The sequence below is a fragment of the Aurantiacibacter zhengii genome (assembly GCF_003584125.1).
Classification (GTDB): Bacteria; Pseudomonadota; Alphaproteobacteria; order Sphingomonadales; family Sphingomonadaceae; genus Alteraurantiacibacter; species Alteraurantiacibacter zhengii.
Genome location: NZ_QXFL01000004.1, coordinates 133,800 through 159,099, shown reverse-complemented (window position 1 = coordinate 159,099; position 25,300 = coordinate 133,800). Strand labels below are relative to the sequence as shown.

Sequence of the window (25,300 nt, the reverse complement as noted above, 5' to 3'; positions counted from 1 at the left end):
TGGCCATTGCGGCCACGTGTTGGCAAAAGCCGGGCCATGTCTGTGAAAACCGTAGCCATTCTGACCGCCGGCGGGCTGGCGCCCTGCCTCTCATCCGCCGTGGGCAGCTTGATAGAACGCTATACCGACATAGCGCCCGATGTGCGCCTGATTGCCTATCGCAACGGCTATGCCGGTTTGCTGCAAGGCGACTTCGCCGAGATCACGCGCGAGGTACGCAGCGGGGCTGACCGGCTGCATGCCTTTGGCGGCAGCCCGATCGGCAACAGCCGGGTCAAGCTGACCAATGTAGCCGACTGCGTAAAGCGCGGCCTGGTGGAGGAGGGGGACGATCCCCTCCGCGTCGCAGCTGAACAACTGAGGCGCGACGGGGTGGATGTGTTGCATACCATCGGGGGGGACGACACCAACACGGCCGCTGCCGATCTTGCCGCCTTCCTGCGCGTCAACGGCTATGACCTGACGGTGGTCGGCCTGCCCAAGACTATCGACAACGACATCGTTCCCATCCGCCAGTCGCTAGGCGCTTACACCGCTGCAGAACAAGGCGCCGTCTTTGCTCGCAATGTGATCGCCGAACACACCGCCAACCCGCGCATGCTGACCGTGCACGAGGTGATGGGGCGCCACTGCGGCTGGCTGACCGCAGCGACGGCCCTCGCCCATCATGATTGGGTGGGCCGCACGCAGTTCGTGGAATGGGAGGAAAATGCTGCCGCCCGCTGGGACGTGCACGGTGTCTACGTGCCCGAACGCGCTTTCGACCTGGCGAAAGAGGCAGATCGGCTGCGTGCAATCATGGACGACCACGATGGCGTGAACCTGTTCGTGTCCGAGGGGGCAGGCATGGATGACATCGTCTCCGCCATGGAAGCGGCGGGCGAGGACGTTCCGCGCGATGCCTTTGGCCATGTGAAACTGGACGCGATCAATCCGGGCGATTGGTTCGCCCGGCGCATTGCCGCCGACATCGGGGCGGAAAAAGTGCTGGTGCAAAAAAGCGGATACTTCTCCCGCTCGGCCCCCGCCAACGATGCCGATCGCGCGCTGATCCGCGCCTGCGCTCACCACGCCGTGGACGCAGGGCTGCGCGGTGAGAGCGGCGTCGTGGGGGAGGACGAGGAGCGCGGCGACGAATTGCGGGTGATCGAGTTCGACCGGATCAAGGGCGGCAAGCACTTCGATATCGGCGCGCAGTGGTTCGTGGAATTGCTGGAAAACCTCGGTCAGTCCTGAACGGCGCATCTCGCCTGAATTCAGCGTGTTGTCAGGTGGCGCAGGTTAAATCCAAGCCATGAAACGCCGCAATTTCCTGCTTTCCGGTCCTGCCTTCGGTGCCATGCTCGCCGTACCTTCCGCGCTGGGCGCGCGGGAACGAGGCTGGGTGCGGGAATGGGAGATCGGACCGCTGATCCGCGGGCGGAATTACTCCGTCAACATGCCCCCGCATCCGCTGGAAAGCGAGGAAGGCTGGTATTTCGATTTTCCCGGCCCGCGCCGCAGTGACGGGCACGTGCATTACGTGACGCGGGCGACCGCGCCGCTGGATCGGGCGCGAGGCATCCGCCTGCACTATCGCATCGATGCGCGGCCCGGCACGCGCTTTGTGTCGCAGGAATATCCGGACCGCGAGCCGCTGCTCTCGCTCTATATCCAGCGCGCGGGCGACGACTGGCGCGCTGCTGGCGCCACGCGTTACCACCGCTGGTATTCGCCTGACAGCCGGGTGGTGCCCCTGCAACCGGGCGAGCACGAAGTGACAATCCTGTTCGACGAGAACTGGATTTCGGTAATGGGGTCGGACCACGAGCGGTCTCCCCGCGAATTCACTGCCGCGCTGGCCGACGCTGCGCGCATCGGCTTCACGCTGGGCACGCAAGGCGGTCGCGGACACGGCGTCTATGCCACGGCCCCGGCGCGGTTCACGGTTCTGGGTTTTTCGGTAATCTAGTGGGTCCAGTCGAGCGATAGCTGCTCGATATGCCAGCGAAGCTGCTCTTCAGAGGCACCCGGCACGTCGTTCACCCGGCGCAGCACCACCTCGCCCTCATAGCGGACGGGGCGCCCGTCTTCGTCGTTCGCGGTAATCGTGACGGGCGCGGTGTAATAGGATGAACCCGCCGCACCCTCCATCCTGCCGTCCGGTGCTGCTACGGTTATATTCTGCAATCCCTCGAACAGCGCGGCAAATTCGGCGCGGCCCCATTTCGCCTGCGCGCTGTCGGGCAGCAGGTCCCAGGCCTGGTCGAATTCTTCGAGTTCAATGGCGCGTGTCCAGGTGAGCAGCATACTGCGGGCGCCGGTTTCACTGCGCTCGGCCTCGGGCGTCAATGTCGGTGGAACCAGTGTCGGGAACCCGTCATTGGGCTCATCGCGCGCGCCATCGGGTCGCGGCGGTGGATCTGGCACCGGATCACTTGGCTGGCCTTCAAGGTCGACGGTAGTCACTTGGCCAGCAGGATCACTGGAGCCAGGTTCATCGGGCGCAGCCTCGCCGCAGCCGGAAAGCAGCAGTGCGATGCAAACAGTGGAAAGGATCGGGCGGATCATGCCGGTCAAACGCCGCATGATCCGCACCCGTTCCCGCATTACTTGGGTGCGAGCACCATCAGCATCTGGCGCCCTTCGAGGCGCGGATAGGCTTCGACCTTGGCATCTTCCTGCATGTCGTCCTGCACGCGCTTGAGCAGGTCCATGCCCAGGTGCTGGTGCGCCATTTCGCGGCCACGGAAACGCAGGGTGACCTTCACCTTGTCGCCATTGTCGATGAACTTGTGCATCGCCTTCATCTTCACGTCGTAATCGTGATCGTCGATGTTGGGACGCATCTTGATTTCCTTGATGTCCTGCGTCTTCTGCGTCTTGCGCGCCGCATTGGCCTTTTTCTGGGCTTCGTAGCGGTACTTGCCGACATCGAGGAACTTGCACACCGGCGGGTTCGCATTGGGCGAAACCTCGACGAGATTGAGACCCGCGTCCTGGGCCTGCTCGATCGCTTCGTTGGTGTACATCACGCCAAGGTTTTCGCCCTCGCCATCGATGACGCGGACCTTCTCGGCCTGGATAAACTGGTCGTATTTCGGGCCGGACTTGACCGGCGGTGCCATGTTGCGGCGGGGTGGACGAGGTATGTTGTGCTCCTGATTCTGCTTTGGTTGGGCGCTCTATGTAATAACGAACGGCAAGAAACGCTAGGGGATTGCGCGGGCAGCCGCGCTATCCCCGCCAGAGCGGAAACCGGGCCAGCCGCTTGCCCGCTGGCACCACGGCATCAATGGCGCTTGCGGGTTGCAATGCCTTCAGGATGGCAGGGTCGGCCGCGTTCATGCCGCCAGTCAGCGCTCCGAATGCCGGCAGGATCATCCGCCCGCAGCTTTCGTCGCCGTTGTGGCTCACGACAGCGCAGGGGCGGCGGATGTGGCGATGGTGTATCTTCACCTGCACGCGCGGGTGGAAGTGGCCGGAAAGCTCGGGACGGGTTTCCCCTTTTTTAGCCATGTGGCGCAGCACCATGCCTGCAACTTCCAACTCCTCTGCGATGGTACCGCCCGATTTCGCTTCCATCGCAGGATCGTGGTTGCCGGTGATCCACACCCAGTCCGTGGCGCGGGTGAGGGCGGCCAGCATCCCCTCGGCATAGGGCTCCAACCGCCGCGAGCCATCCGAATCGTGGAAATTATCGCCCAGCGTATAGACGCGCCGCGCACCTGTCTCGCGCAGCGCGGTGGCCAGCCGCTCCAGCGTTTCACGGCTGTCGTAGGGCGGCAGCAACTGGCCGTGCCTGGCGAAGAAGCTTGCCTTCTCGAGGTGCAGGTCTGCCACCAGCAGCGCATTCTCGCGCGGCCAGAACAGCGCGCGGCTCTTCGTAAGGACGAATTCGTCCCCGCAGAAAGGGAATGCGAACGAAACGGGAACCATGGATGCCACTTGCCGCCTGCCGCGCGCTTTGGCAAGACCTGACCTTATGGAGTGGACACAACAGACCCAACAAGCCCGCGAGTGGTTCGAATCCTTGCGCGACCGTATCTGCGCGGAGTTCGAGGCGATCGAGCGCGAGGCCGGCTCCGATGCCAGCTTCGACTACCAGGCGTGGGACCGCGAAACGGATGACGGGTCCGATGGCGGCGGCGGCGTACGCGGACAGATGAAGGGCAAGGTGTTCGAGAAGGTGGGGGTGAACGTCTCCACCGTGTCGGGCGAATTCTCTCCCCAGTTCGCGGGGCAGGTGAACGGCGCGAGTGAGGAGCATCCCGAGTTCACTGCCACCGGCATCAGCCTGGTCGCCCACATGGCCAACCCGCATGTGCCTGCGGTGCACATGAACACCCGCTTCCTCACCACACAGGCCGCCTGGTTCGGGGGCGGTGCGGATCTGAATCCGCCCATCGAATATGCCGAGGATACCGACGCATTCCACGCTCGCCTGCGTGCAGCCTGCGCGGCGCACAATCCCACGTATTACGATCGCTTCAAGAAGTGGGCGGACGATTATTTCTTCATCCCCCACCGCAACAAGCACCGCGGGGTGGGCGGCATTTTCTACGATCATCTGGAATGTCCGGACGTGGCGGCGTTCGAGCGCAATTTCGCCTTCACCAGAGATGTGGGTGAGGCCTTTTTCGATTCCTTTCCTGCCATCGTGCGCAAACGCATGGGACAGGAGTGGAGCGAGGAAGACAAGGCTGCCCAGAAGGAGTGGCGGGGCCTCTATGTCGAATTCAATCTCGTCTACGATCGCGGCACGCTGTTCGGTCTGAAGACCGGCGGCAACATCGACGCCATCCTGATGAGCCTGCCGCCAGAGGTGACCTGGAGCTGACAGCCAGCGCGCCGAACGCGCTTCCTGAACCAGCGATTGTCCGGCTGGCGCCTACGTGCTAGCCTCGCGGGCGGTTTAGGGGGTTTGCATGCTGAATGTATCCGAAGGCCTCATGTCCGGTATGGAAGACAGGCTGGGCGCAACCTTTCCCGCGCGGTTTCACCGCTGGTGGAACGTGCACGTCTCGCGCGACACCCCCGCTGAAGTTACCGAGCGACTTATCTTCGCCCACCGTGACGAATTTCAGATGGCTGGCGTGCGCGAGGAGGAGGACCGGTTCCTATTCCTCTATGCCCGCGCGCTGATGCCGGAAATGGGTGATGCGGACTATCTGCAAACCATGGACGCGATCATGACCCGCGCTCCTCTGCCACAGCGGATGGAGCAACTGCGCAGGATCGCCTCCGAGTTCGGTCACCGTGGGTAGCCCGCTCGTCCAGCCGTGCCCGGCGGTCTGCGCGGAAATCTGCGCGGAAAAGGCGAAGGTGGAAATGTTCCAGGAGGAGCACGCCTTGGCCAAGGCGGCTTACGATGATTTTGATAGTGGCCCCGTGCGTGAAGGAGGAAAGCCCGACGGGAGAATCCTGTTCGAGGAAGTGACATCGGAAAAGGATTTAAAAGATCTCGGCATTTTGCCATCGCAGTTGAAGCCGACGGACAGCGACTTCCGGGCACGCGTCATGAAGCGCCCGGGTAGCGATGAGTATTTCGTCACTTTCAAGGGTACGACGTCGTGGTTCGGGCAGGATACTGTCGCCAATGTTGGCCAGGCTATAACTGGCGATGCTTCGTACTATACCAACGCGAAGAACATCGCGATTGGTATCAACGACAAGCTGAGGCTCAGCGGCGGAGGATCAGTCAAGTTCGTAGGGCATTCACTTGGTGGAGGATTGGCAAGCGCTGCAGCGCACGCCACCGGCGCCCCCGCGACAACTTTCAATGCCGCTGGTTTACATGACAAGAACCTGAGGCCGGAAGACGCGCTTTACAATATTCCCCCGATCGATGCGGTGCGCGTCGATGGGGAGATACTGACTTCGGCCCAAAATCTGCTCGGGTCGGCGAAGCTGATACCGGAAGCAGCCGGGACGCCCTTCCGCTTAAAGCCACCAGGCGGTGTCGGCGGTCTGTTCGACTACGCGAAGATCGCGGCGATGGCTCCATTCGTGCCTCCGGGTCTGCGGGTCGGTTTCGCTGCTGCTGCGTTGGCCAGGTCAGGCTATCTGCATACCGGCGATGCAATCGACGGTGCACTGGACGGGAAGTTCGGTGAGGTCGAGGATCGCCGCCTGAGGGGCGGCTGTGAGTGTTAGCGCGGGTCCCACTATGTCTCACGGCGGCTATCAGTATTCTAGGAAGTTGTACTGTGGAACATGATGATATGAGCTTGATCAAGGCTGTGGAAATGCAGGATCGCGAGCAGGTTGCCACTCTTGCTAGCACCGGGGCGGATCTGGAACAGCGCAATGATGTTGGGCAGACCCCGCTCGTCCTTGCTTCCAAGACAGATCAGTTCGTAATTGCGGAAATTCTGCTAGACGCCGGTGCGGATCCATTTGCAGCCGACATGTTCGGCTGGACCGCTGGCTACGCCGTACAAACTACAAGGCTGACTGGGGGAAAAGAATTCGAAGCAAGAGAGCGAGTGCGCGAGAAACTTAAGGCGCACGGCTACCGAATTCCTGGACCCAACAGCAATGAAATCATGGAATTGGTCGACATGGGAAATTGGCCACCGGCTAGGTGGAATGTGCCTTCACAAGCGGGAATGGGCGAGTAACCAAGCACATCCTCACTCCTCCGCCGCGTAAACCCGCACCCAGTCCACTTCCATCGCCAGTTCACCCGCCGCGATGCGATCTGCGGTTTCCTGGGGCATGCCGGTGTAAGGCTCGTCGATACCGTTGATCTTCTTGGGATAGATTCCGCCCACGGCGAAATTCAGCACCACGAACTGCGGGTTGTCGAAGACCCATTCGCCGAAAAATTCCACGTTGGTTTTGGGGATGCGGAAGGTCAGACGGTCGTCCACGAAGAATTCGATCGCGTCAGGCTGCCATTCGACGGCGTAGACATGCCAGTCTGTCACATCGGTGCCCGGCGCAAAGTATTGCCGGTCTGCGATGCCCATGTCGCCGGAATAGCCGGGGCCGTGCACGGCAACGCCGGTCCAGTCGGCCTGGCCGACGTATTCCATGATGTCGATCTCGCCCTCGCTCGGCCAAGGGGCATCGGCCAGCAGCCAGAAGGCGGGCCACACGCCCACCGCATCGGGCATGCGGATACGCGCTTCGGCGCGGCCATAGGTAAATTCGAAATTGCCCTTCGTATTCACGCGGCCCGAGAGGAAATCGGCATCGCGTTCTTCATTGGTATCCTGTCCCGGGCGATAGACCGGGCGCAGTACCAGCGCGCCGCCATCCGCGCCTTCCAGCCCTTGCACGAACTGGATGGTATCGGGAGAGTCGAGGTAGGCCTGTTCCTCTTCGTTTACCCAGAAATCCATGCCCACCACGTTCCACTTGGTGGGATCGAGGCTGTCGCTGGAAAACTCGTCGGAAAAGATCAGCTGGCGCGCCGCGGCCTCTCCGCCAGAGCCGTCGGCCTGGGCCTGTGCGGCATCGACATCGGCCTCTGTCGGCGGCCCGGTTTCAGCGGACTGGCCACATGCGGCAAGCGCAAGCAAAAACGGAAGAGCGACAGTTCGGGTGTATGACATGCGGCAGGACTAGCGGCCTGCCGCCCGGCTGTCACCTGCGCTCTATTGCTCCGCCTCGATCTCCATCTGGAGTTCGCGCTCCATGTTGCGGCGTACGTTGCGCAGCGCCAGGCGATAGGGCCGCGTTGCGGTGCTGTCGTACACCGCGCGAAGGTAGCCGCGGTCGAAAGCGGTAAGCCGGTCGGGCTGGCCAGGTTCGGCGTCGGGAGAGAAAAGCGTGAGCACCGTGTCCGAAACGTTTTCACGCTCGGGTGGCTCGGTATGGGCAAGCAGCCGCATGGTCGCGTAATCGGCCAATGCAAAGGCATCCACCTCGCCAATGGCGCTGCGCTGAATCAGCATGACGGACATCTCGAGGTCCAGGCGCACGGCGCTGTGCAAGCGCGACATTTGGGAGACAGGGTTGTTCGGCTCACCGACACTACCGCTGCGGGAAAGCGCCATCGTTGCCGCTACATCGGCACCCGATGCAATTGCCTGCCCCTCCCGGTTGCGGGTGGATGTGATGTTCCAGGCGCGAACCGGTCCTTCCTGTCGCTCCACCAGACGCTTGTCGAGATCGCTGAGGTCCTGCACCAGGAACTCGTTTTCCTCGCGAAGCTGGGCGTAGGTCGCCGCGGGATCATCCACCACGATCACCCAGATGTTGGCTCCGCAACCTTCCTCTTCATTGATGGCAATGCCGGCGCGTTCGGCATTGTCGTAGATTCTGTCGATCACCAGCTGGGCGTTGTCGGGCGCCAGTCCCCATACCCCCGGGCAGATCTCGCGCTGGAAACGCGGAACGGGTTCACTGTCGGAGCCAGGGCGCTGGGTGATGTCGCGGGTCGTGCGCAGCACTTCGCGCCGGTCGGTCCGCTCGCCTTCAACAACGATGTCGTTGCCCGGGTCGGTCTGTTGCGCGAGAACCGGAGCGGCCAAGCTGAGGCCGACAGCACCCAGCAGCGGGGCGGCGAACGAACGATAGGTGCGATAGGTCATTTTCAAGCTCCTCCGGCTCTTGCTTTCCAGCCCGCTTCTTACACTTCGAACGTGCTGGCCGGCATGAGCCCACCATGAGTATTTGCTGATATAACACATTTTTCGCCCATTAGACGACGAAATGCTGACTCCGCCCGACGATGTGGTATGGTTGCTTCAGAAACAACCGCCGGAACCATCCCGCTCCCCCGAAACTTCCTTGTGAAAACCGGAGATTTCATGCGCCTTCTTGCTGTCGCCCTGCCTTTCCTCATTGCCGCCTGCACGGCGGACGACCTGCCGGAGGAGGAGCGTACCGTGGCCCCGATCCTGACCAGCGCGGAAGCGCAGGACGAGTTCACCTATGCCCGCCCGCTGGAAGCGCGCGTTACCCACGTGGCTCTCGACCTCGATCTGGATTTCGAAGGCAAGCGCGTGGAAGGCACCGCCACGCTTGACGTGGACGCAGCCGATAACGCGACCGAGATCGTGCTCGATTCCAACGGACTGGTTATCGGTGGCATCACCGATGGCAACGGCAACGCGCTGGATTTCGAGATTGGCGAGGCCGACCCCGACAATGCCGACAAGGGTGAGCCGATCACCGTGCAACTGGGCGAACTGACCGGTCCGGACCTGCAACAGATCGTTATCAATTATGCCAGCGGCCCTGAGGCAGCAGCCCTGCAATGGCTGGATCCGGAGCAGACCGCAGGGGGCGAATATCCCTTCGTGTTCAGCCAGGGCCAGGCCATTCTCAACCGCACCTGGATCCCCACGCAGGACAGCCCCGGCATCCGCCAGACCTGGGAAGCGCGCATTACCGCGCCCAAGCCGCTGAACGTGGTGATGAGCGGCATCAGCCGCGGGGATCCCGAAGACGTGGGCGAAAACCGCCGCGCCTTCGAGTTCGTTATGGAAAACTCGATCCCGCCTTACCTTATCGCGATTGCCGCCGGAAACCTCGAATTCGCCGAACTGGGCCCGCGCTCGGGTGTCTGGGCAGAGCCGGAGATTATCGAGGAAGCCGCAGCGGAACTGACCGATACCGAGGCCATGATCGACGCGGCGGAAGATATCTACGGCGACTATCGCTGGGGCCGCTACGACATGATCGTGCTGCCGCCGTCCTTCCCCTACGGCGGTATGGAAAACCCGGTGCTGACCTTCCTTACGCCCACCTTCATCGCCGGTGACCGGTCGAACACCGGCCTGATCGCGCACGAGCTGGCGCACAGCTGGTCGGGCAACCTCGTCACCTATTCCAGCTGGCGCGACGGCTGGCTGAACGAAGGCGTGACCTCCTATTTCGAAAGCCGCATTTCCGAGGCCGTGTTCGGCGAAAAGCGCGCCAACCAGGAATATGCACTCAGCTACAACTCGCTGGTGGAAGCTATCGAAGAGAATGGCGCGGACAATCCCAACACCGCCATGCGCACGCCCGCCGGCATCAGCCCCTTCGACACCGTGGGAGAGGCGATCTACGACAAGGGCACCGTGTTCCTGCGCAGCATGGAAAACATCATCGGTCGCGAGCGCTTCGACGAATTCATGCGCGGCTGGTTCGACCGCCACGCTTTCCAGCCCGCAACCAGCGAGATGTTCCTTGCCGAACTGCGCGAATACGTGGTGCAGGACGATGCCGACCTGGAAGACGAGCTGATGCTGGACGAATGGGTCTATGGCACCGGTCTGCCGGACAACGCCGCGGCACCCGATCCGGCGGCCTTCGCTGACGTTGACAATGCTGCACAGGCCTATGGCACCAACGGGACCCTGCCGACGACACAGACCTGGACTGGCTGGACCGGCGCGGAACAGCAGCGTTTCCTGCAAGAATTGCCGGAAGAAATGTCCGCCAGCCAGCTGGGGGCGCTCAACGAACGGTTGGGCCTGTCCGAAACCGGCAACAACGAGGTGCTGTTCCTGTGGCTGGAAGCTGCCCTGCGCAACGAATATCAGCCTGCCGTGAGCCAGGCCGAGACCTTCCTTGCCGAGGTGGGCCGCAACAAGTTCGTCGAGCCGCTGTTCAAGGCGCTGTGGGAGACCGGCAGCTGGGGACAGCCGATTGCAACGCGTATCTACAACGAAACGCGCGGCGGCTATCACAGCTACACGCGCAACCAGGTCGATCCGATCGTTGGATGGGAAGGCTAGGCAGACAAGGTTTGTTAAGCGGGTAAGAGCGGCCCGGCGTTGCAATACCGGGCCGCTCCTTTAGCCTTGATCAGCGGCGCTCGAATTCCTCGATAAGCGCCAGCAGGTGCATCCGGTGCGCCTGCGTCTCGGTATCGGTTCCGGGGAGTTCAGCCACGGTCCTGATGCGGTTGATGCCCGCCAACGCTGCCGACCGGGACACGTGATCGTAGTTCGGCAACTGCTGCGGCCCGCCGGGAGTGATCTGCATTCCGCCACCCTGGCCCGAAGCGATGCCGATCAGTTGGCGCAGGTATTCGACCTGCAGGTTCTGCCGGTAGGTGTTCACCGGCCCAGTCTGGTCGGCATCGAACATCACGCCGGTCAGCTCTGCCAGATAGGTGCTGACCGGATAGTCGCCGCCATAGCGCCGCGTATCGGTAAGCCGGGTGAGCACGTTAGGGTGCAGCAGGTGTGCCAGCAGCGAGCGCTGGACGTTCAGTGCGCGGGCATGCGGCTGGGGATCAACATTGGTGCCGAACGAATTGAAACCGCGCCGTTCGACCTGCAGTCTGCTCAGCAGGTTTTCGCCCGCGCTGAACGCCTCGGGTCCGAAGGCGATCTTGTCGAGCACGCCCAGCGCCCGGCGCTGCATGGCTGCGGGCACCGGCACGAACGGCAGTTGGGCGCCCGGCTGGCCCACCGCCGCGCGGTTGTTGTAGACACCGGCAATCCACCGCGATGCGACGTTGGCGGCTACCGCGCGCCTGCCGGTCAGGATCATGTAGCTGTTGTATAGCGACTGGTAGCTATCGCCGCTCTCCAGCACCCTGTCCGGCAGCACGGTCAGGGTCTGGTCGATCAGCGCAGCCTGCGCCTCTGCCCAGCCGATGGGATCGTCGGAAAGGTCGTCGATCATCACGCGCGGATCGATGTGCGTGCCGGGCGAGCGCATGTCGTCGGCATCGTTGCCGAAGGCCAGCGCGGGTTCGGTCGATCGGGCGAGGATGGCATCCAGCGCATCGTCATCGGTGGTATATCCGAATTCGATAGCCCACAGGTCATAGGCGCCCGGACGGGTAATGGCGAACTGGCCCTGCGTCTCCCCCGGACGGGCGATGTTGATCGCCGGGTATTCCATCACCGAATTGGTCGGTGGGGTGGAACGCGAGGCTAGGGTCGATAGCGGCACCGAGTTGGACGAACGCATGTTGTGGTTGAGGCCCAGCGTGTGACCGACCTCGTGCAGGACGAGGTAGAACAGCTCTTCCTCGACCAGTCGACCATATTCCGCCTCACCGGCCCCTTGCGCCATCAGCATGGCGCGCGCGCTCATCATGTTGGCTTGCAGATGGCTGCCGAGCGTGCAGGTTGCATGGCTGCCACCCTGTCGCCATGGCAATGCAGCGGCACCGTCGTTGCCCTGCCAGCCAATCGGCAGGCCGGCAGTGTCGAAGATCTCTTCGGTGCGCAGGCGATTGGTCAGGTAGACGTATTCCAGCATGATATCCGCGCCGATGATCTCGCCGGTGCGCGGGTTGGTAAAGCTGGGACCGTAGCCGCCGAACGGCGGGTTGGGAGACGATGTCCAGCGCAGCACGTTGTAGCGCACGTCCCCTGCATCCCAATCCGCATCGTCAGGTTGCTGACGCACCACGATGGCGTTGGAGAAGCCCGCCTTCTCGAACGCCTCGTTCCACGCCAGCGTTGCGTTGCGGATGATGGGGCGAAGCTCCTCGGGGGTGGTGTTCTCTATCCAGAAGGTAATCGGTTCCACAGGATCGGAAATGCGCGCGCGCGGGTTCTTCTTCTCCAGCCGCCAGCGATTGATAACGTCGCGGTAGGGGGTGAACGAATGCGATGTCAGGTCGGTGGTCTGGTTGGTGAAGAAGCCAACCCGGTAATCGTCGAAGCGCGGCTCGAACCCGTCTTCCGGCATCTCCAGGAAGGAATGCTGCATGAGGATCGCGACCGAGCGCGGGTCGGTAATGTCGGCATCGCCATAGTTCACCGGGCTCGGATTATCGAACACGTATTCCACGCGAATGTCGGTGTTTTCCGGGAAAGTCCGGATATCGGTGATCTGAGTCTTGCTGCTGGAAAGCTCTCCCAGCGTGAATGCCGCGCCCGGCGGGGTATCGGGCGCGCGCCAAGGGCTTAGGCGGTGCAGCGCCTGGCTTTCGAGCACGGCGTCGGCAGAGATCAGGATACGCCGTTCATCCGCGCTCTTGGCCGCGATCTCCACGTTGGCGATGGGCGCGCGGGCGATATTGGCATCTGCGGCGCGTGACAGGGCGTTGTCGGGGTCGAAATAATACTGGGTGTTGACCGCCGCGATTTCCACGCGGTCGAACCGGCGATTGAAGGTGACGATCCTGTTATCGCGATAGTTGCCGCGGAAATGCCCTGCCTCGACCGGGCCGTTTTCGGTGTAGGCGAAATAAATAAATTCCCGGCCCAGCTGGTCGGCGGAAAGTTCCATGAACACTTCGCCGGTATCGGGCTTCCGGTACAGCGGGAAGAGGCCGTCCGAACGCTCCATGTCCTTGACGAATTCCTCGAGGCTCTCGGTTTCCTCTTCATCTTCGTCCTCTGCCTCGTCGCTGTCTTCCTCCGAGGCGGCGGTCGGCGTTTCTTCCTCTGCCGCGTCACTGTCCTGCGCCATGGCAGGCGACGTCGCGACCAGCGCCGCACCAAGATAAAGAACCCATTTCTTCATGAGATAACCCCCAAGTCTGTAATGTCCCGCAAGATCGGCAGTCTTGCTATCTGGAAACATTTTGCAAGCGGCATTTGCCAGCGGTCGCCTATCGCCTGTCGGATGGGTGCGTCCGCAATTTAACGCAGCAACGATAAGCCCTTGCCGAAAGCCGCGGTGCAACGCACATTCAGTGGTGATGCTGCGCCAGTACGAACTTGTAGAACGGGTCAAGGAATACGATCCCGACGCCGACGAGGCGCTGCTCAACCGCGCCTATGTCTACACCGTGCAGAAGCACGGCAGCCAGAAACGCGCGAGCGGTGATCCCTACTTCAGCCACCCGGTCGAGGTGGCCGGACTGATGACCGATCTTAAGCTCGACCAGCAGACCATCATCACTGCGCTGTTGCACGATACGGTGGAAGATACGCTCGCCACGATCGAGGATATCGAGGAACGCTTCGGTCCCGATGTTGCGCGGCTGGTGGATGGCGTCACCAAGTTATCCAAGATCGAGCAGATGCCCGAGGACGAGCGCGCGGCCGAAAACCTGCGCAAGTTCCTGCTGGCGATGAGCGAAGACCTGCGCGTGCTGCTGGTGAAGCTGGCGGACCGATTGCACAACATGCGCACGTTGCACCACATCAAGAACCCGGACAAACGCCGCCGGATTGCGCGTGAAACGATGGATATCTACGCCCCGCTGGCAGAGCGGGTGGGCATGTACGAATACATGCGCGAGATGCAGTTGCTGGCGTTCGAGCAACTTGAGCCCGAAGCCTACACCACTATCACCCGCAGATTGGACCAGTTGCGCCAGTCAGACGCCGGGCAGGTCGATCGCATAGCGCTCGATTTCAAGCAGGCGCTCGCTGCCGCGGGTCTGGAAGTGGAAGTCTGGGGGCGCGAGAAACATCCCTATTCGATCTGGCGCAAGATGGCAGAGCGCCACCTGCCGTTCGAGCAGGTTAGCGACATCATGGCCTTCCGCGTGCTGACCGAAAACGTGGCGGATTGCTATGCGGCGCTGGGCATCCTGCACCAGACCTTCCAGTTCGTTCCGGGGCGTTTCAAGGACTACATCTCCACGCCCAAGAACAATGGCTATCGCAGCCTTCACACGACCTTGTTCTATGACAAGTCGATGCGGGTGGAGGTGCAGATCCGCACCCGCGAGATGCACCGCACAAACGGCTTCGGCCTGGCTGCGCACTGGGCCTACAAGCAGGGTGGCAAGGTGGACGGCGAAGTGGGTTGGCTGCGCGACCTCATCGAGATCGTCGATGCCAGCCACGACAGCGAAGAACTGATGGAGCACACCAAGCTGGCGATCTACCAGGATCGCATCTTCGCTTTCACTCCCAAGGGCGCGCTGTTCCAGCTGCCCAAGGGCGCAACTGCGGTGGATTTCGCCTTCGCCGTGCACACCGATCTGGGCGCGCAAACCGTGGGCGCGAAGATCAACGGACGGCACATGCCGCTGCGCACCCCGCTGGGCAACGGCGACGTGGTGGAGATCATCAAGGGCAAGAATGCAGAGCCGCAACTGTCGTGGCTGGGTTTTGTCGTGACGGGCAAGGCGCGCGCGGCCATCCGCCGGGCAGTGCGCGCGAAGGAGCGCGCCGAAATAGCCGAGATCGGGGCCAAGCTGTACGACGAGATTGCCGAACGTCTGCCCGCCAAGGTGGGCAAGAAGGCGCTGAAGCAGGCGGTCGAACGGCTGGAAATGGGCGATGTGGAAGACCTGATGTATGCCATCGGTGCCGCCAAACTCTCTGACCGCGAGGTGATGGAAGCGCTGGTGCCGGGCAGTACGGCGGACATGCCGGAGGAGGCGCAGCAGGAGCGCGCCATCTCGATCAAGGGCCTGACTGCGGGTGTCGGCTTCGATCTCGCCGAGTGCTGCCATCCCGTGCCGGGCGATCGCATCGTCGGCCTGCGGCGACCGCACAATACCGTGGAGGTCCACGCCATCGATTGTCTGGAACTGGCCAACGGCGTCGATGCCGACTGGGTGGACCTGTCATGGGGCGAACGCTCGCACGGCGCGGTCGGACGGATCAACGTTGTGCTCTACAATCGTCCGGGCACGTTGGCGGAAATGGCGGGCGTCTTTGCGCGCAACAATGCCAATGTGATGAACCTCGAACTGACGCAGCGCGACGATCCGTTTCACACCTATGCCGTCGATCTAGAAGTCCAGGACCTGGCCCATCTGACCCGGATCATGAGCGCACTGCGGGCAACCGATGCAGTGGCCCAGGCGGACCGGCTTTAAGGCAGCCGACTTCTTTCAGGTCGAGCTCCGCTACGGGCCGTTTTACCGTCTTTTAGAATAACGATACCCCTGCTGGCCCGTCCTATTCACTATTGGCCCTGCGCACCGGCACCTGGACGCTGCACACGTCTACTCCACCGGCAGGCACAGTGTAAAACGCATCGCTTCGGTTGGCGCGTACCGTCAGGTAGAGGGCGAAACTCTCGCTGTTCGTGTCGAGATATTCGAAAGCCGGGGGATCGGCCATCTCACTGGCGAGGCGCACCGACAGGATCGGTGTGCGCAGGTCAGCCTCCGCATCGGTATAGAAACCCAGTTCGCCCGATCCGCGCGGCAGGCTGGAGAGGTGCTCCATTCCCTCGATCACCCGGCCCACCACGGCAAGATTGCGATCCATGTGCCGCTGCGGCTGGCCGATGATGGTGTAAAGCTCCGCCCCGGTGCCCGTATCGGGAGCGTAATCGCGGGCCACGCCGATGGCACCGTGGCAGTGCAGGGGCCAGAACTGGCTGCTGTCGGTTACCCGGTACGGCTCGTCGAACTGGTGTGGAGGCAGGCGGCGTCCCGGATCGGGCACGACATTGCCCTCTTCATCTTCCCAATGACCAAGCTCTTCGTTGCCGATAGGCCAGCCCCGCCAGAATTCGACCCACGGCGCAAAAGGATCGCGGTCATGCCAGCCCTGCTCGGTCAACCGCGTTTGCGTGGCCTTGATGGAAAGCATGGCGATTTCTTCGCTCGGGCTGAACCGGTTGTCTCTGGAAACCCCCATGGTGGCAAACAGTGTTTCTATGGCGCGGTAGCGTTCCTCATGGGTTGAGTCGGGGTCTTCGAAAGGGGCACGGATTTCGGGGGGAAGTTCGTCGTAGTCGACCATCGCCGAATTCGAGGAGACGGTAGCCTCTCCCAAGGTTTCGTTGTCCACTTCGTAACTGGCTAGCGGCGCGGCTACGCCTTCCGGCAAGGGCTTCTCTTCGGTCGCATCGCCCCATTGCGCAACGTAGTTATCCTGCACGCGGTAGACGCTTGTTCCGTCCCACCAGCGCGCCCCCGCCAGAGCCCTGACGTTTTCTACCCAGGGCTGACTGAAGGGAGCCGGCATCAGCTGAATGGTAACGGTGCGGGCATTCCCGCGCGCATCGGGGGCAAGCTCCATCACCAGCAGGTCGTCTCGAGCAATGGCTACCCATTCATCAGGGCTGGCATTGGCGACTACGGAGGAAGGGGTCACGGGCTCCGCCCCCTCCTGAGCCATGACCGGCACCGCGAGGAGGAGGGCTGAAATTGCAAGGGTTTGCTTCATAACCGCCATCCTGCCACCGCGCGGCCAATTGGCAAGCCCTACAAAACCTGGTCTTCCAGTGCGTGCATGTCGTCATCCGAAAGGCCGAAATGATGGCCGATCTCGTGCACCAGCACATGTCCCACCAAATGTTCGAAAGTCTCGTCCCCGCGCTCGCACCATTCCAGCAGGATGGGCAGGCGGAACAGGCGGATGCGGTCGGGCATGGTGCCGGAATGTTCGATGCTGCGCTCGGTCAGCGGTACGCCTTCGTACACCCCCGTCAGTTCGAACGGGCTTTCGATACCCATGTCGAGCAGCAGTTCATCCTCGGCGAAGTCCTGCACCTGGATTATCACCTCACCGAGATGTTCGGCGAAGGCTTGGGGGATACGGGAAAAAGCCGCGCGGGCAGCGGCTTCCATCTCTGCAATGCCGGGGGCAGGGCCGATCGTTCGGGTCATATGTGCCAAGTTAGGGTTTCCGCGACGGCTTGTCATCACGCCGCTTGTCTTTGGCGATCAGCTTCGCTACGTGCCCGCCTTCTGCCAGATCAGGCATGCGGAGCGGTGGCCGAGTGGTCGAAGGCGCACGCCTGGAAAGTGTGTATACGGTAACCCCGTATCGAGGGTTCGAATCCCTCCCGCTCCGCCACGCACCCCAGCGCTAGTCTCTTGTTACAGGGATCACGCGCAAGCCCGCGGAACAGGCGGCTTTGCGAGCCCACTTCCGTGACGGGGCTATCATTCGCCGCGTCTCCTGGCCACTATCGGGGGCAGTTTTTGTCGGCCAGTCTCTGGCGAGACCTGCATCGGTGCGGTTTCCCCGCTTAACAGGGAAAAACGCGCATTTGAGCCCGGAAACAGGCCAAAGTCGATAGTTTGAGAAGCTCCGCACGCCAAAATAACGCAATTTTTCAGAATCTTAGCGGCAGGACATCGGCGTTTCCCTGTTATTCACCATAACAGGCTCAATTATGGCGTAGAACAGACCACTTCTTCAGCAGAACAGGGGATTCGTCAGCGGTCCCATCCAAGCGCTGCACGCTGCTTTGACCAGGCGAGCGGGACATCGATCCTCTTGAACGCCTCGAGGTTGAATTCTGCGGGCTGTGTACCCTGCAAAATGTCGCACTGGATGCTGGGGGCGAGGAGCGCCAAGCGCAGGATCATGCACTCGTAGGCCGATACAGGAGCCAGGTGGATCCGTTTTCTTCGTCCGATTGTACGAAAGGCGCAGTTTGGCTCTCAGCCCAGCTTCTACCAATTGACTGAGCGCCTATATCGGCCAATCCAGATCTTAGTCGCCCACTTCAAAGGCTGACGTTCGGTCGGAAACTGCGTTAAAATTTATATGCGCTAGGTTTGAGTAGTAAAAGTTTGCCGTGCTGAGCTCAGCGCAACCTTCCAATCATCTAGCCAACATTCTTCGATAATCAGGTCAGCCTTATTTCTTTGTCAATCCGCCACCCAGAGCCACGAACAGGGTCGCGCGGTTTTGCAGCCAGGCGCGTTGGGTCGCGAGAAGCTGCTGGCGGGCGCTGAACAGGTTGCGTTCCGCATCGAGCACTTCGAGGTAGTCAGCGACCCCCTCGCGATAGCGCAGGCGCGCTATGCGGGCGATCCGCTCTTGCGCAGTAACGGCGCGCTCCAGCGTCTCGACCTGTTCGGCAAGCCAGCGCCGGCCAGCAAGCGCGTCCGAAACTTCGCGGAAGGCGCCTTGCACCGTGCGGTCGTAATTCGCGACCTGTTCGACTTCGAGGGCCTGCGCCAAATCGAGATCGGCTTCGCGTGCGCCCCAGTCGAAGATTGGCAGCGAAATGCTAGGGCCGAAGCTCCAGCCGAGCGCATCGCCCGAAAAAAGGCCGTCGAGACTATTTGAAGCGAGCCCCGCATTACCGGTGAGCGAGATCGTCGGAAAAAAGGCAGCCCGTGCCGCCCCGATATTGGCGCGAGCGGCGCGCAGCTGTTCCTCGGCGGTGATGATATCGGGCCGGACGAGCAATAGATCGGACGGCAGGCCTGCGGCCAAGCGGCGCCTGTCGCCCTGTGCTTCGAGCGAAAGGGGGGCGGGCAATGCCTCGGGCGCCGTTCCGCCAACCAGCACCGCCAGTTGGTTGCGCAGCCGTGCCAAGTCCAGGCGCTCCGCTGCCAACTGCTGCTCGGCCTGGGTGAGCAGCGTTTCCGCCTGCCGGTAGGGCAGCGCAGAGGTCACGCCGTTGTCGAGCCGCAATTTCGCGATCCTCAGACCCTCGCGGCGGCTTTCGGCAGTCTGCTCGGCGAGTGCGATCTGCTCCTGCGTCTCGACGATCTCGAAATAGGTGTTCGCGGTGTCGCCGATCAGCGAGAGATAGAAAGCGCGCTGCGCCGCGACGGTTGCGAGATATTCCGCGCGTGCTGCTTCGCTCAAACTGGCGACGCGGCCCCAGAAGTCGAGTTCGAACGCGCTGACCCCGACGCCTACGTCGAAGCGGTTGAACGTAACCGACGAAGGCGCACCCTCGACATCGCCGGTATCGAGCGCCGGGTTCGCGCCGAGCGACTGGCGGGTTCGAATGCCGCCTGCTTCGGCGACAACGGTCGGCAGGCGGCGGCTGTCTTCGATCCGATAGCGGGCGCGTGCCTGCTCGATGCGCGCAGTCGCAGCGAGAAGGTCGCGGTTGTTCTCAAGCGCGTTTTCGATCAGCGCGACGAGCCGTGGGTCGGCGAACCACTCGCGGTAGGACAGCTGCGAGGCGACGACCTCGCCGTCGGGACGGTAGTCGGGATTGAACGCCGGCGCGCTCGCTAGCGGAGGCATGGTGTGCTCGGGCGCCATGCTGGCGCATCCGGCAATCGCGGTCGTGGCGAACGCAAGTGCTACCACGCGGGAGGGAAATCGCATCATGTCTTAGCCCCCTGCTCGGCCGGTCCGTCCCGTTTGCCGGCCAGCGGCCCTTCGTGCTCGGGATTGCCCTTATGCCCGCCGGTCGCGGTGGGCTGCCTTCGGCTGATGTTGCGCCGCACGAGCAGGTACAGCACCGGAATGAGGAAAATGCCGAGCACCGTCGCCGCGATCATACCGCCCATCACGCCGGTGCCGACCGCGATCCGGCTCGCCGCACCCGCCCCGCTAGCCAGTACCAACGGGACCATGCCCATGGTGAAGGCGAGCGAAGTCATGATGATCGGGCGCAAACGCAGCCGCGCCGCCGCCTTGACCGCCTCGATGCGAGAGAGGCCGCGCTCTTCCTCTTCGATTGCGAACTCCACGATCAGGATCGCGTTCTTGGCCGCGAGCCCGATGATCGTGATGAGGCCGACGTTAAAGTAGATGTCTGCCGACAGCCCGCGCAGCATCGAGAACAGGACCGCGCCGAGCACGCCCATCGGCACGATCAGCAGCACGGCAAGCGGCACTGCCCAACTTTCGTAAAGCGCCGCCAGCACGAGGAACACGATGACCACCGAGAGGCCAAGCAGTAGTCCGACCTGCCCGCCCGCCTGCTTTTCCTCGTAGGAAATGCCGGTCCATTCGTAGCCGATGCCCGCTGGTAGCTGGCTTGCAAGCTGTTCCATTTCGGCGAGCGCCGCGCCCGACGATTCGCCCGGCGCGGCCATGCCGGACAACGTCATCGCGGGGTAGCCGTTGTAACGCGCGAGGCTTGCCGGAGCCGCCGACCATTCGGCGCTGGCAAAAGCGCTCATGGGCACAGGCTCGCCCTGCGCGTTGGGCACCCGGAGCGAAAGCACGTCTTCGGGCGTCATGCGGTATTGCGCATCGGCCTGCACTAGAACCTGCAGCACTCTGCCCTCGCGGTTGAAGTCGTTAGCGTAGGCCGAACCGAAAGTGATGGAGAGCGCTGCGTTGACGTCGGCCAGCGACAGGCCGAGGGCACGCGCTTGCACCCGGTCGATATCGACAGCCACCTGCGGGCTCGGGCCCTGATCCTCAGGCCTGAGATTGGAGATGAGCGAGCTTTGGGACGCCATGCCCAGCAGCTGGTCGCGCGCTGCCGTCAGCGCCTCGCGCCCGAGTCCGCCGCGGTCCTGCAGCTTGAGCGTAAAGCCGCTCGCTTGGCCGAGCGACTGGATTGCGGGCGGCTGGATGACGAAGGCGATCGCCTCGTCGACTTGCGCGAACCGGCCCATCGCCTGCTCGAGTATCTCGGCAGCCCCGCTTCCTTCCGCAGTCCGCTCGTCCCATGGCTTGAACGCGGCGAACATGATCGCGTTGTTCTGCCCTTGTCCGAAGAAACTGAAGCCGCGCACGACAACGAGGTTGTCGACCTCCTCGCGCGCCAGCCAGAAGTCGGTGATCGGCTCCAGCGCTTCGTTGGTACGCACCTGCGTTGCGCCCGGCGGGGCCTGTACCGCGGTAATGAGATAGCCCTGATCCTCGGTCGGCAGAAATCCCGACGGCAGCCGCGCGAACAGCAGGACGGTTACGACGACAAGCGCCGCGAACACGGCAAGCCCGCGCCACGGACGTGACAGGATTTTGTCGTTGGCGCGCCCGTATTTCTCCTGCATCCGCGCGAACCAGCGGTTGAACACGGCAAAGAAATTGGCAGCCCGGTAGCGAGCGCGCGCCAGAGCTCCGGGCCAGCCGGCCTGCGCTTCGGCTTCGACGTCGCGCACCGGGCCCACGGCATGGTCTTCGTCCTGCGCGATCGGCTTCAGGAACGTCGCGCACAGCGCCGGGGTGAGCGACAGCGCGAGGAATGCGGAGAAGAAGATCGCAATGGCCAGAGTCACGGAAAACTGCCGGTAGATGCCCCCGGTCGATCCGGGGAAGAACGCCATTGGTACGAACACCGCGATCAGTACCAGCGTAATGCCGATGATCGCGCCGGTGATCTGCCCCATTGCCTTGCGCGTCGCTTCAAGCGGGCGAAGGCCCTCCTCGCGCATGATCCGCTCGACGTTCTCAATGACGACGATGGCATCGTCGACCAGGATGCCGATCGCCAGCACCATTCCGAACAGCGAGAGGACGTTGATGGAAAAGCCGAACAGCCATAAGCCGAGGCACGCGCCCGCCAAAGCGATCGGCACGACCAGCGTCGGGATCAGCGTCGCGCGCCAGTTCTGGAGGAACAGGAACATGACGAGGAAGACGAGCACCATCGCCTCGACCAGCGTCTTGACGACTTCCTCCACCGACGTCTCGACGAATGGGGTCGTGTCGTAAGGAACCGACCAGGTCACGTCGCCCGGCAGACCCGGCGCGATCTCTTCCATTCGCTTCTTGACGCCTTCGGCCGCCGCCAGCGCGTTCGCGCCGGTCGCAAGCTGGATCGCCATGCCCGCCATCGGTTTTCCGTTGAGCTCGGTCGTAGTGGCGTAGCTTTGCGCGCCGATCTCGACCCGCGCGACTTCGGCGAGGCGTACGACCGCCGCCCCGCTGTCGGCCCGCAGAATGATGTTCTCAAACTCTTCTACTGTTGAGAAGCGCCCGTCGGTCGCGATGGTGGCGGTAATCTGCTGTCCGCCGTCGAGCGGCTGCGCCCCGATCGCGCCACCCGCGGTCTGCGCATTTTGCTCGCGGATAGCGGCGAGAACGGCGCTCGGTGACAGATTGTAAGACGCCAGCGCCTCGGGATCGAGCCAGATGCGCATCGCATATTGTGATCCGAACAGCGTCACATCGCCGACCCCGTTCACCCGACGCAGTTCGTCGACGACGCGGGTCGCGGCGATATTACCGAGGTCGGTCGTCGAGAACTGCTCGCTCGGCGAGGTCAGCGCGACGATCAGCAGGAACCCGGCATTCGCTTGCCGCACGACAATTCCCTGACGCCGCACCTCCTCGGGCAAACGCGCTTCGACCGTGCTGAGGCGGTTCTGCACCTCGGTCTGCGCAATATCAATGTCGGTCCCAGCCTCGAAGGTCAGCGTGATCGAAGCAGACCCGTTCGAACCGCTGGACGAGGACATGTAAAGAAACCCGTCGACCCCGTTCAGCTGCTGCTCGATCACCTGCGTCACGTTCTGTTCTAGCGTCTCGGCATCCGCGCCGGGATAGACGACGTTAATGGCGAGCGACGGCGGCGCTACCTCGGGATATTGCTCGATCGGCAAGGCGCGCAGGGCGATGAAGCCCGCGAGAAGAATGCCAAGCGAGACGACCCATGCGAAGATGGGACGGTCGATGAAGAACCTCGCCATGTCTTTAGTTCGCCTGTCCGGCTTTGGTCGGCGTGGGGGATGCGGCTGGCCGCTGTCCAGTTTGAGCGCGCATGATCTTGACCGGCGCACCGGGGCGGATCTTCTGCAGATTGCTCACGATCACGCGGTCGCCTGCGTTGAGCCCGCTTTCGACGATCCAGTTGCCGCTCACCATCGCGCCGAGCGTGACCTGGCGAACCGTCGCCTGCCCCTCGCTATTGACCACAAAGACCGTTCCGCCTTCTTCGGTCAGCGAGACCGCGCGTTGCGGGACGGTCAGGCCGTTCTGCACTTCGCCGGCGTAGATTTGCGCGCGGACGAATTCGCCGGGTAATAGCAGTCGTTCGGGGTTGGGAAATTCGGCGCGCAGTTCGACGGTCCCCGTCTCCTGATCGACCGAGAAGGCTAGGAAGTCGATGTAGCCGGGCACCGGATATGCGGTCCCGTCGCTGAACGTGAGGCGCACTTCGACCTGGTCGTTCTCGTCAAGGTCGATCTCGCCCGCCGCAATGGCGCGGCGCAGGCGCAGCACTTCGCTCGCGGCCTGCGCGAAGCTGACGTAAACTGGTGAGATTTGTTCGATGGTAGTCAGCAACGTGCCCTCGGCTTGGCTGACGAGCGCGCCCTGGCTAATCTGTGCTCGGCCCGCCCGCCCTGCGATCGGCGCGCGAACGGTGGTGTAGCCGAGTTGTAGTGAAGCTGCATCGAGCTGCGCCCTGATCTGCGCGACATTCGCTTCCGCTTCGCGGGCGGCGGCCACCGCAGCATCGTATTCCTGGCCGCTGATTGCGTCTTCCGCCACGAGCGGGCGGTAGCGCTCGACCACCGCGCGGGCATTCGCTGCGGTCGCCCGAGCACGCGTCAAGGCGGCCTCAGTCTGGTTGTAGCTTGCCCTGAGTTCGCGCGGGTCGATCCGGAACAACGGCTGCCCCTCCTGCACGTCCGTGCCTTCCTCGTAGAGCCGTTCCTGCACAATACCAGTGACGCGCGCCCGCACCTCCGCCGTGCGCACAGGCTCGACCCGACCCGGAAGTTCAATCACGTTTGGAACGGTCCGCGCGGCTACGGTCACTACCCGCACGGGAACTTCCTGCGGCGGCGCCTGCTCTTCGGGCTGTGAGCAACCAGCAAGCAGAAGGGCGACTACGAGAAATTGATACAGGAACTTCATCGATGGCCGCTTTCGGTCAGCTATTGTGCAGGTGCGAACGTGTAATAGGCATTACACCATTGCGTCGCAAGGCCGTTTCGTGGATTCTCGCAAAATGTTCTCTGCTGCCGAAAGTTGCCGACTGAACCGCCGTCGGCGTGCGCTGATCGCGGCCGCGAGGGAGCTGTTTGTCGAGCAAGGGTATGAGAAGACCGCGCTTAGCGAGATTGTCGAGCGGTCGGGTGGGTCGCTTGCGACGGTCTACAAGCTGTTTGGCAATAAGGAAGGCATCCTCGAGGCCGTGGTGTTCGAAAAGGCTTCTTCAGGCGCCGCGATGGTCGACGAGGCGGCGAGGCGGGGGGGAGCGCCTGCGGAAATCCTCTGGCGTTTGTCGGAAAGCTTTCGGAGCCACTTCCTCGATCCGGAAACGGTTGCGCTGGTCCGGATCGTTATTGCACGCAGCATCAACGACAGGGCCTTTGCGCGGCAGTTCTTCGAGCAGACGGCAACGCGCACGCTGGACGCGCTGACCGAACTCTTCCGCTCTTGGAAAGCGTCGGGTGCCGAAATGTCGGGTGAACCGGAAGTTCTCGCCGAACTGTTCCTCGGACTTTTCGTCAGCGACGTGCATACTGAAGCGATTAGCCACGGCATGGGAATCCTTAGAACATCTGAGCGCCTTCGTGCCCGGACAAATTTTTTTATTGCCGGCGCCGGACTTAATTAAACAAACCAGCACTTTGAAAATCACCGCAGGTCACCATGCGATCTTTCTTTTCTGAGTGAGTTTCTGCGTAAATGGAGGTGGGGCAGGCAAAATCTCCATCTAATCATGAAGTTATTCCGAAGAGGAATTTTTGATGTTAGGGGCATCATGCAGAAAGAATAGCTGATCCTCCGTCTCTGGATACCGCCGTGAAATTCGCGATAATCGTAATACCGTCATTTGCCAGGAAGCGGCTTTGCGCGCCAAAGCGCTTGAACATTGATCGGCTGCTTTCTGCCCCATAAGCCGCCGATCAATCTTGAAAAGACTATCACCGGTTTGAGGTCGTTGGCGGAATGTCAGCTTTGCTATGTTGCTCGGCCAGAAGCAGACTGTC

20 protein-coding genes and 1 tRNA gene are annotated in these 25,300 nt (G+C 62.4%); 10 read left to right on the top strand and 11 right to left on the bottom strand.

Annotated elements, in window-relative coordinates:
- Window positions 1-36 precede the first annotated feature (36 nt).
- Window positions 37-1,236 carry a pyrophosphate--fructose-6-phosphate 1-phosphotransferase gene (locus tag D2V07_RS10195; RefSeq protein ID WP_119586891.1) on the top strand — a complete coding sequence of 400 codons (1,200 nt, stop codon included), beginning with the start codon at window positions 37-39 and terminating at the stop codon, window positions 1,234-1,236.
- Between the two features lie 58 nt (window positions 1,237-1,294).
- Window positions 1,295-1,951: a hypothetical protein gene (locus D2V07_RS10190; protein ID WP_119586890.1), complete on the top strand. Its 657-nt coding sequence runs from the start codon at window positions 1,295-1,297 to the stop codon at window positions 1,949-1,951.
- Here the strand turns inward: D2V07_RS10190 and D2V07_RS10185 are convergent.
- The 3 genes from D2V07_RS10185 to pdeM form a co-directional block, all read right to left on the bottom strand.
- Window positions 1,948-2,568 carry a hypothetical protein gene (locus tag D2V07_RS10185; RefSeq protein ID WP_147366936.1) on the bottom strand — a complete coding sequence of 207 codons (621 nt, stop codon included), beginning with the start codon at window positions 2,566-2,568 and terminating at the stop codon, window positions 1,948-1,950. The genes D2V07_RS10190 and D2V07_RS10185 overlap by 4 nt on opposite strands.
- A gap of 20 nt (window positions 2,569-2,588) precedes the next feature.
- Window positions 2,589-3,107 (bottom strand): translation initiation factor IF-3, encoded by a 519-nt coding sequence (gene infC / locus D2V07_RS10180; RefSeq protein ID WP_119586888.1) that lies wholly within the window; start codon window positions 3,105-3,107, stop codon window positions 2,589-2,591.
- Between the two features lie 109 nt (window positions 3,108-3,216).
- The gene (pdeM, locus tag D2V07_RS10175; RefSeq protein ID WP_119586887.1) at window positions 3,217-3,918 is read right to left on the bottom strand and encodes a ligase-associated DNA damage response endonuclease PdeM; all 702 of its coding nucleotides are present in this window, start codon (window positions 3,916-3,918) and stop codon (window positions 3,217-3,219) included.
- Between the two features lie 46 nt (window positions 3,919-3,964).
- On the opposite strand from pdeM, the gene hemF reads away from it, so the two are divergent.
- The 4 genes from hemF to D2V07_RS10155 all read left to right on the top strand — a co-directional run bounded on the left by hemF (window position 3,965) and on the right by D2V07_RS10155 (window position 6,602).
- Window positions 3,965-4,819, top strand: coding sequence for an oxygen-dependent coproporphyrinogen oxidase (hemF, locus tag D2V07_RS10170; protein WP_233548345.1), 855 nt, complete (start codon window positions 3,965-3,967; stop codon window positions 4,817-4,819).
- Window positions 4,820-4,907: 88 nt separating this feature from the next.
- Window positions 4,908-5,246, top strand: a complete 339-nt coding sequence (locus tag D2V07_RS10165) for a hypothetical protein (protein WP_119586885.1) — start codon at window positions 4,908-4,910, stop codon at window positions 5,244-5,246.
- Window positions 5,247-5,310: 64 nt separating this feature from the next.
- Complete coding sequence (locus tag D2V07_RS10160) at window positions 5,311-6,135, top strand: hypothetical protein (protein ID WP_147366935.1); 825 nt, start codon at window positions 5,311-5,313, stop codon at window positions 6,133-6,135.
- A gap of 53 nt (window positions 6,136-6,188) precedes the next feature.
- A complete protein-coding gene (locus D2V07_RS10155) occupies window positions 6,189-6,602 on the top strand; it encodes an ankyrin repeat domain-containing protein (protein WP_147366934.1) in 414 nt (137 codons plus the stop codon).
- 12 nt (window positions 6,603-6,614) lie between these two features.
- On the opposite strand, the gene D2V07_RS10150 is transcribed toward D2V07_RS10155, so the two are convergent.
- Complete coding sequence (locus tag D2V07_RS10150) at window positions 6,615-7,541, bottom strand: glycoside hydrolase family 16 protein (RefSeq protein WP_119586882.1); 927 nt, start codon at window positions 7,539-7,541, stop codon at window positions 6,615-6,617.
- A gap of 42 nt (window positions 7,542-7,583) precedes the next feature.
- Window positions 7,584-8,522, bottom strand: coding sequence for a hypothetical protein (locus D2V07_RS10145; RefSeq protein ID WP_119586881.1), 939 nt, complete (start codon window positions 8,520-8,522; stop codon window positions 7,584-7,586).
- 219 nt (window positions 8,523-8,741) lie between these two features.
- Between D2V07_RS10145 and D2V07_RS10140 the strand changes: the two genes are divergently transcribed.
- Complete coding sequence (locus D2V07_RS10140) at window positions 8,742-10,658, top strand: M1 family metallopeptidase (RefSeq protein WP_119587177.1); 1,917 nt, start codon at window positions 8,742-8,744, stop codon at window positions 10,656-10,658.
- Window positions 10,659-10,728: 70 nt separating this feature from the next.
- On the opposite strand, the gene D2V07_RS10135 is transcribed toward D2V07_RS10140, so the two are convergent.
- Window positions 10,729-13,356, bottom strand: a complete 2,628-nt coding sequence (locus D2V07_RS10135) for a zinc-dependent metalloprotease (protein ID WP_158586806.1) — start codon at window positions 13,354-13,356, stop codon at window positions 10,729-10,731.
- 178 nt (window positions 13,357-13,534) lie between these two features.
- Here D2V07_RS10135 and D2V07_RS10130 point away from each other — a divergent pair, with 178 nt between their 5' ends.
- Entirely contained in the window at window positions 13,535-15,616 is a 2,082-nt protein-coding gene (locus tag D2V07_RS10130; protein ID WP_119586879.1) for a RelA/SpoT family protein, read from the top strand.
- Between the two features lie 82 nt (window positions 15,617-15,698).
- On the opposite strand, the gene D2V07_RS10125 is transcribed toward D2V07_RS10130, so the two are convergent.
- Window positions 15,699-16,919 carry a peptidylprolyl isomerase gene (locus tag D2V07_RS10125; protein WP_119586878.1) on the bottom strand — a complete coding sequence of 407 codons (1,221 nt, stop codon included), beginning with the start codon at window positions 16,917-16,919 and terminating at the stop codon, window positions 15,699-15,701.
- 38 nt (window positions 16,920-16,957) lie between these two features.
- Window positions 16,958-17,362 (bottom strand): metallopeptidase family protein, encoded by a 405-nt coding sequence (locus D2V07_RS10120; protein ID WP_119586877.1) that lies wholly within the window; start codon window positions 17,360-17,362, stop codon window positions 16,958-16,960.
- Window positions 17,363-17,461: 99 nt separating this feature from the next.
- On the opposite strand from D2V07_RS10120, the gene D2V07_RS10115 reads away from it, so the two are divergent.
- A tRNA-Ser gene (locus D2V07_RS10115) sits at window positions 17,462-17,552 on the top strand.
- Window positions 17,553-18,344: 792 nt separating this feature from the next.
- Here D2V07_RS10115 and D2V07_RS10110 read toward each other — a convergent pair.
- From D2V07_RS10110 to D2V07_RS10100, 3 genes are read right to left on the bottom strand one after another with little or no spacing between them, the layout of a single operon-like run.
- Complete coding sequence (locus D2V07_RS10110; RefSeq protein ID WP_233548344.1) at window positions 18,345-19,784, bottom strand: efflux transporter outer membrane subunit; 1,440 nt, start codon at window positions 19,782-19,784, stop codon at window positions 18,345-18,347.
- Complete coding sequence (locus D2V07_RS10105; RefSeq protein WP_119586875.1) at window positions 19,781-23,047, bottom strand: efflux RND transporter permease subunit; 3,267 nt, start codon at window positions 23,045-23,047, stop codon at window positions 19,781-19,783. The genes D2V07_RS10110 and D2V07_RS10105 overlap by 4 nt, the downstream gene beginning before the upstream one ends.
- Before the next feature lie 4 nt (window positions 23,048-23,051).
- Window positions 23,052-24,218 (bottom strand): efflux RND transporter periplasmic adaptor subunit, encoded by a 1,167-nt coding sequence (locus D2V07_RS10100; RefSeq protein ID WP_119586874.1) that lies wholly within the window; start codon window positions 24,216-24,218, stop codon window positions 23,052-23,054.
- Window positions 24,219-24,312: 94 nt separating this feature from the next.
- Between D2V07_RS10100 and D2V07_RS10095 the strand changes: the two genes are divergently transcribed.
- Window positions 24,313-24,924: a TetR/AcrR family transcriptional regulator gene (locus D2V07_RS10095; RefSeq protein WP_119586873.1), complete on the top strand. Its 612-nt coding sequence runs from the start codon at window positions 24,313-24,315 to the stop codon at window positions 24,922-24,924.
- Window positions 24,925-25,300 lie beyond the last annotated feature (376 nt).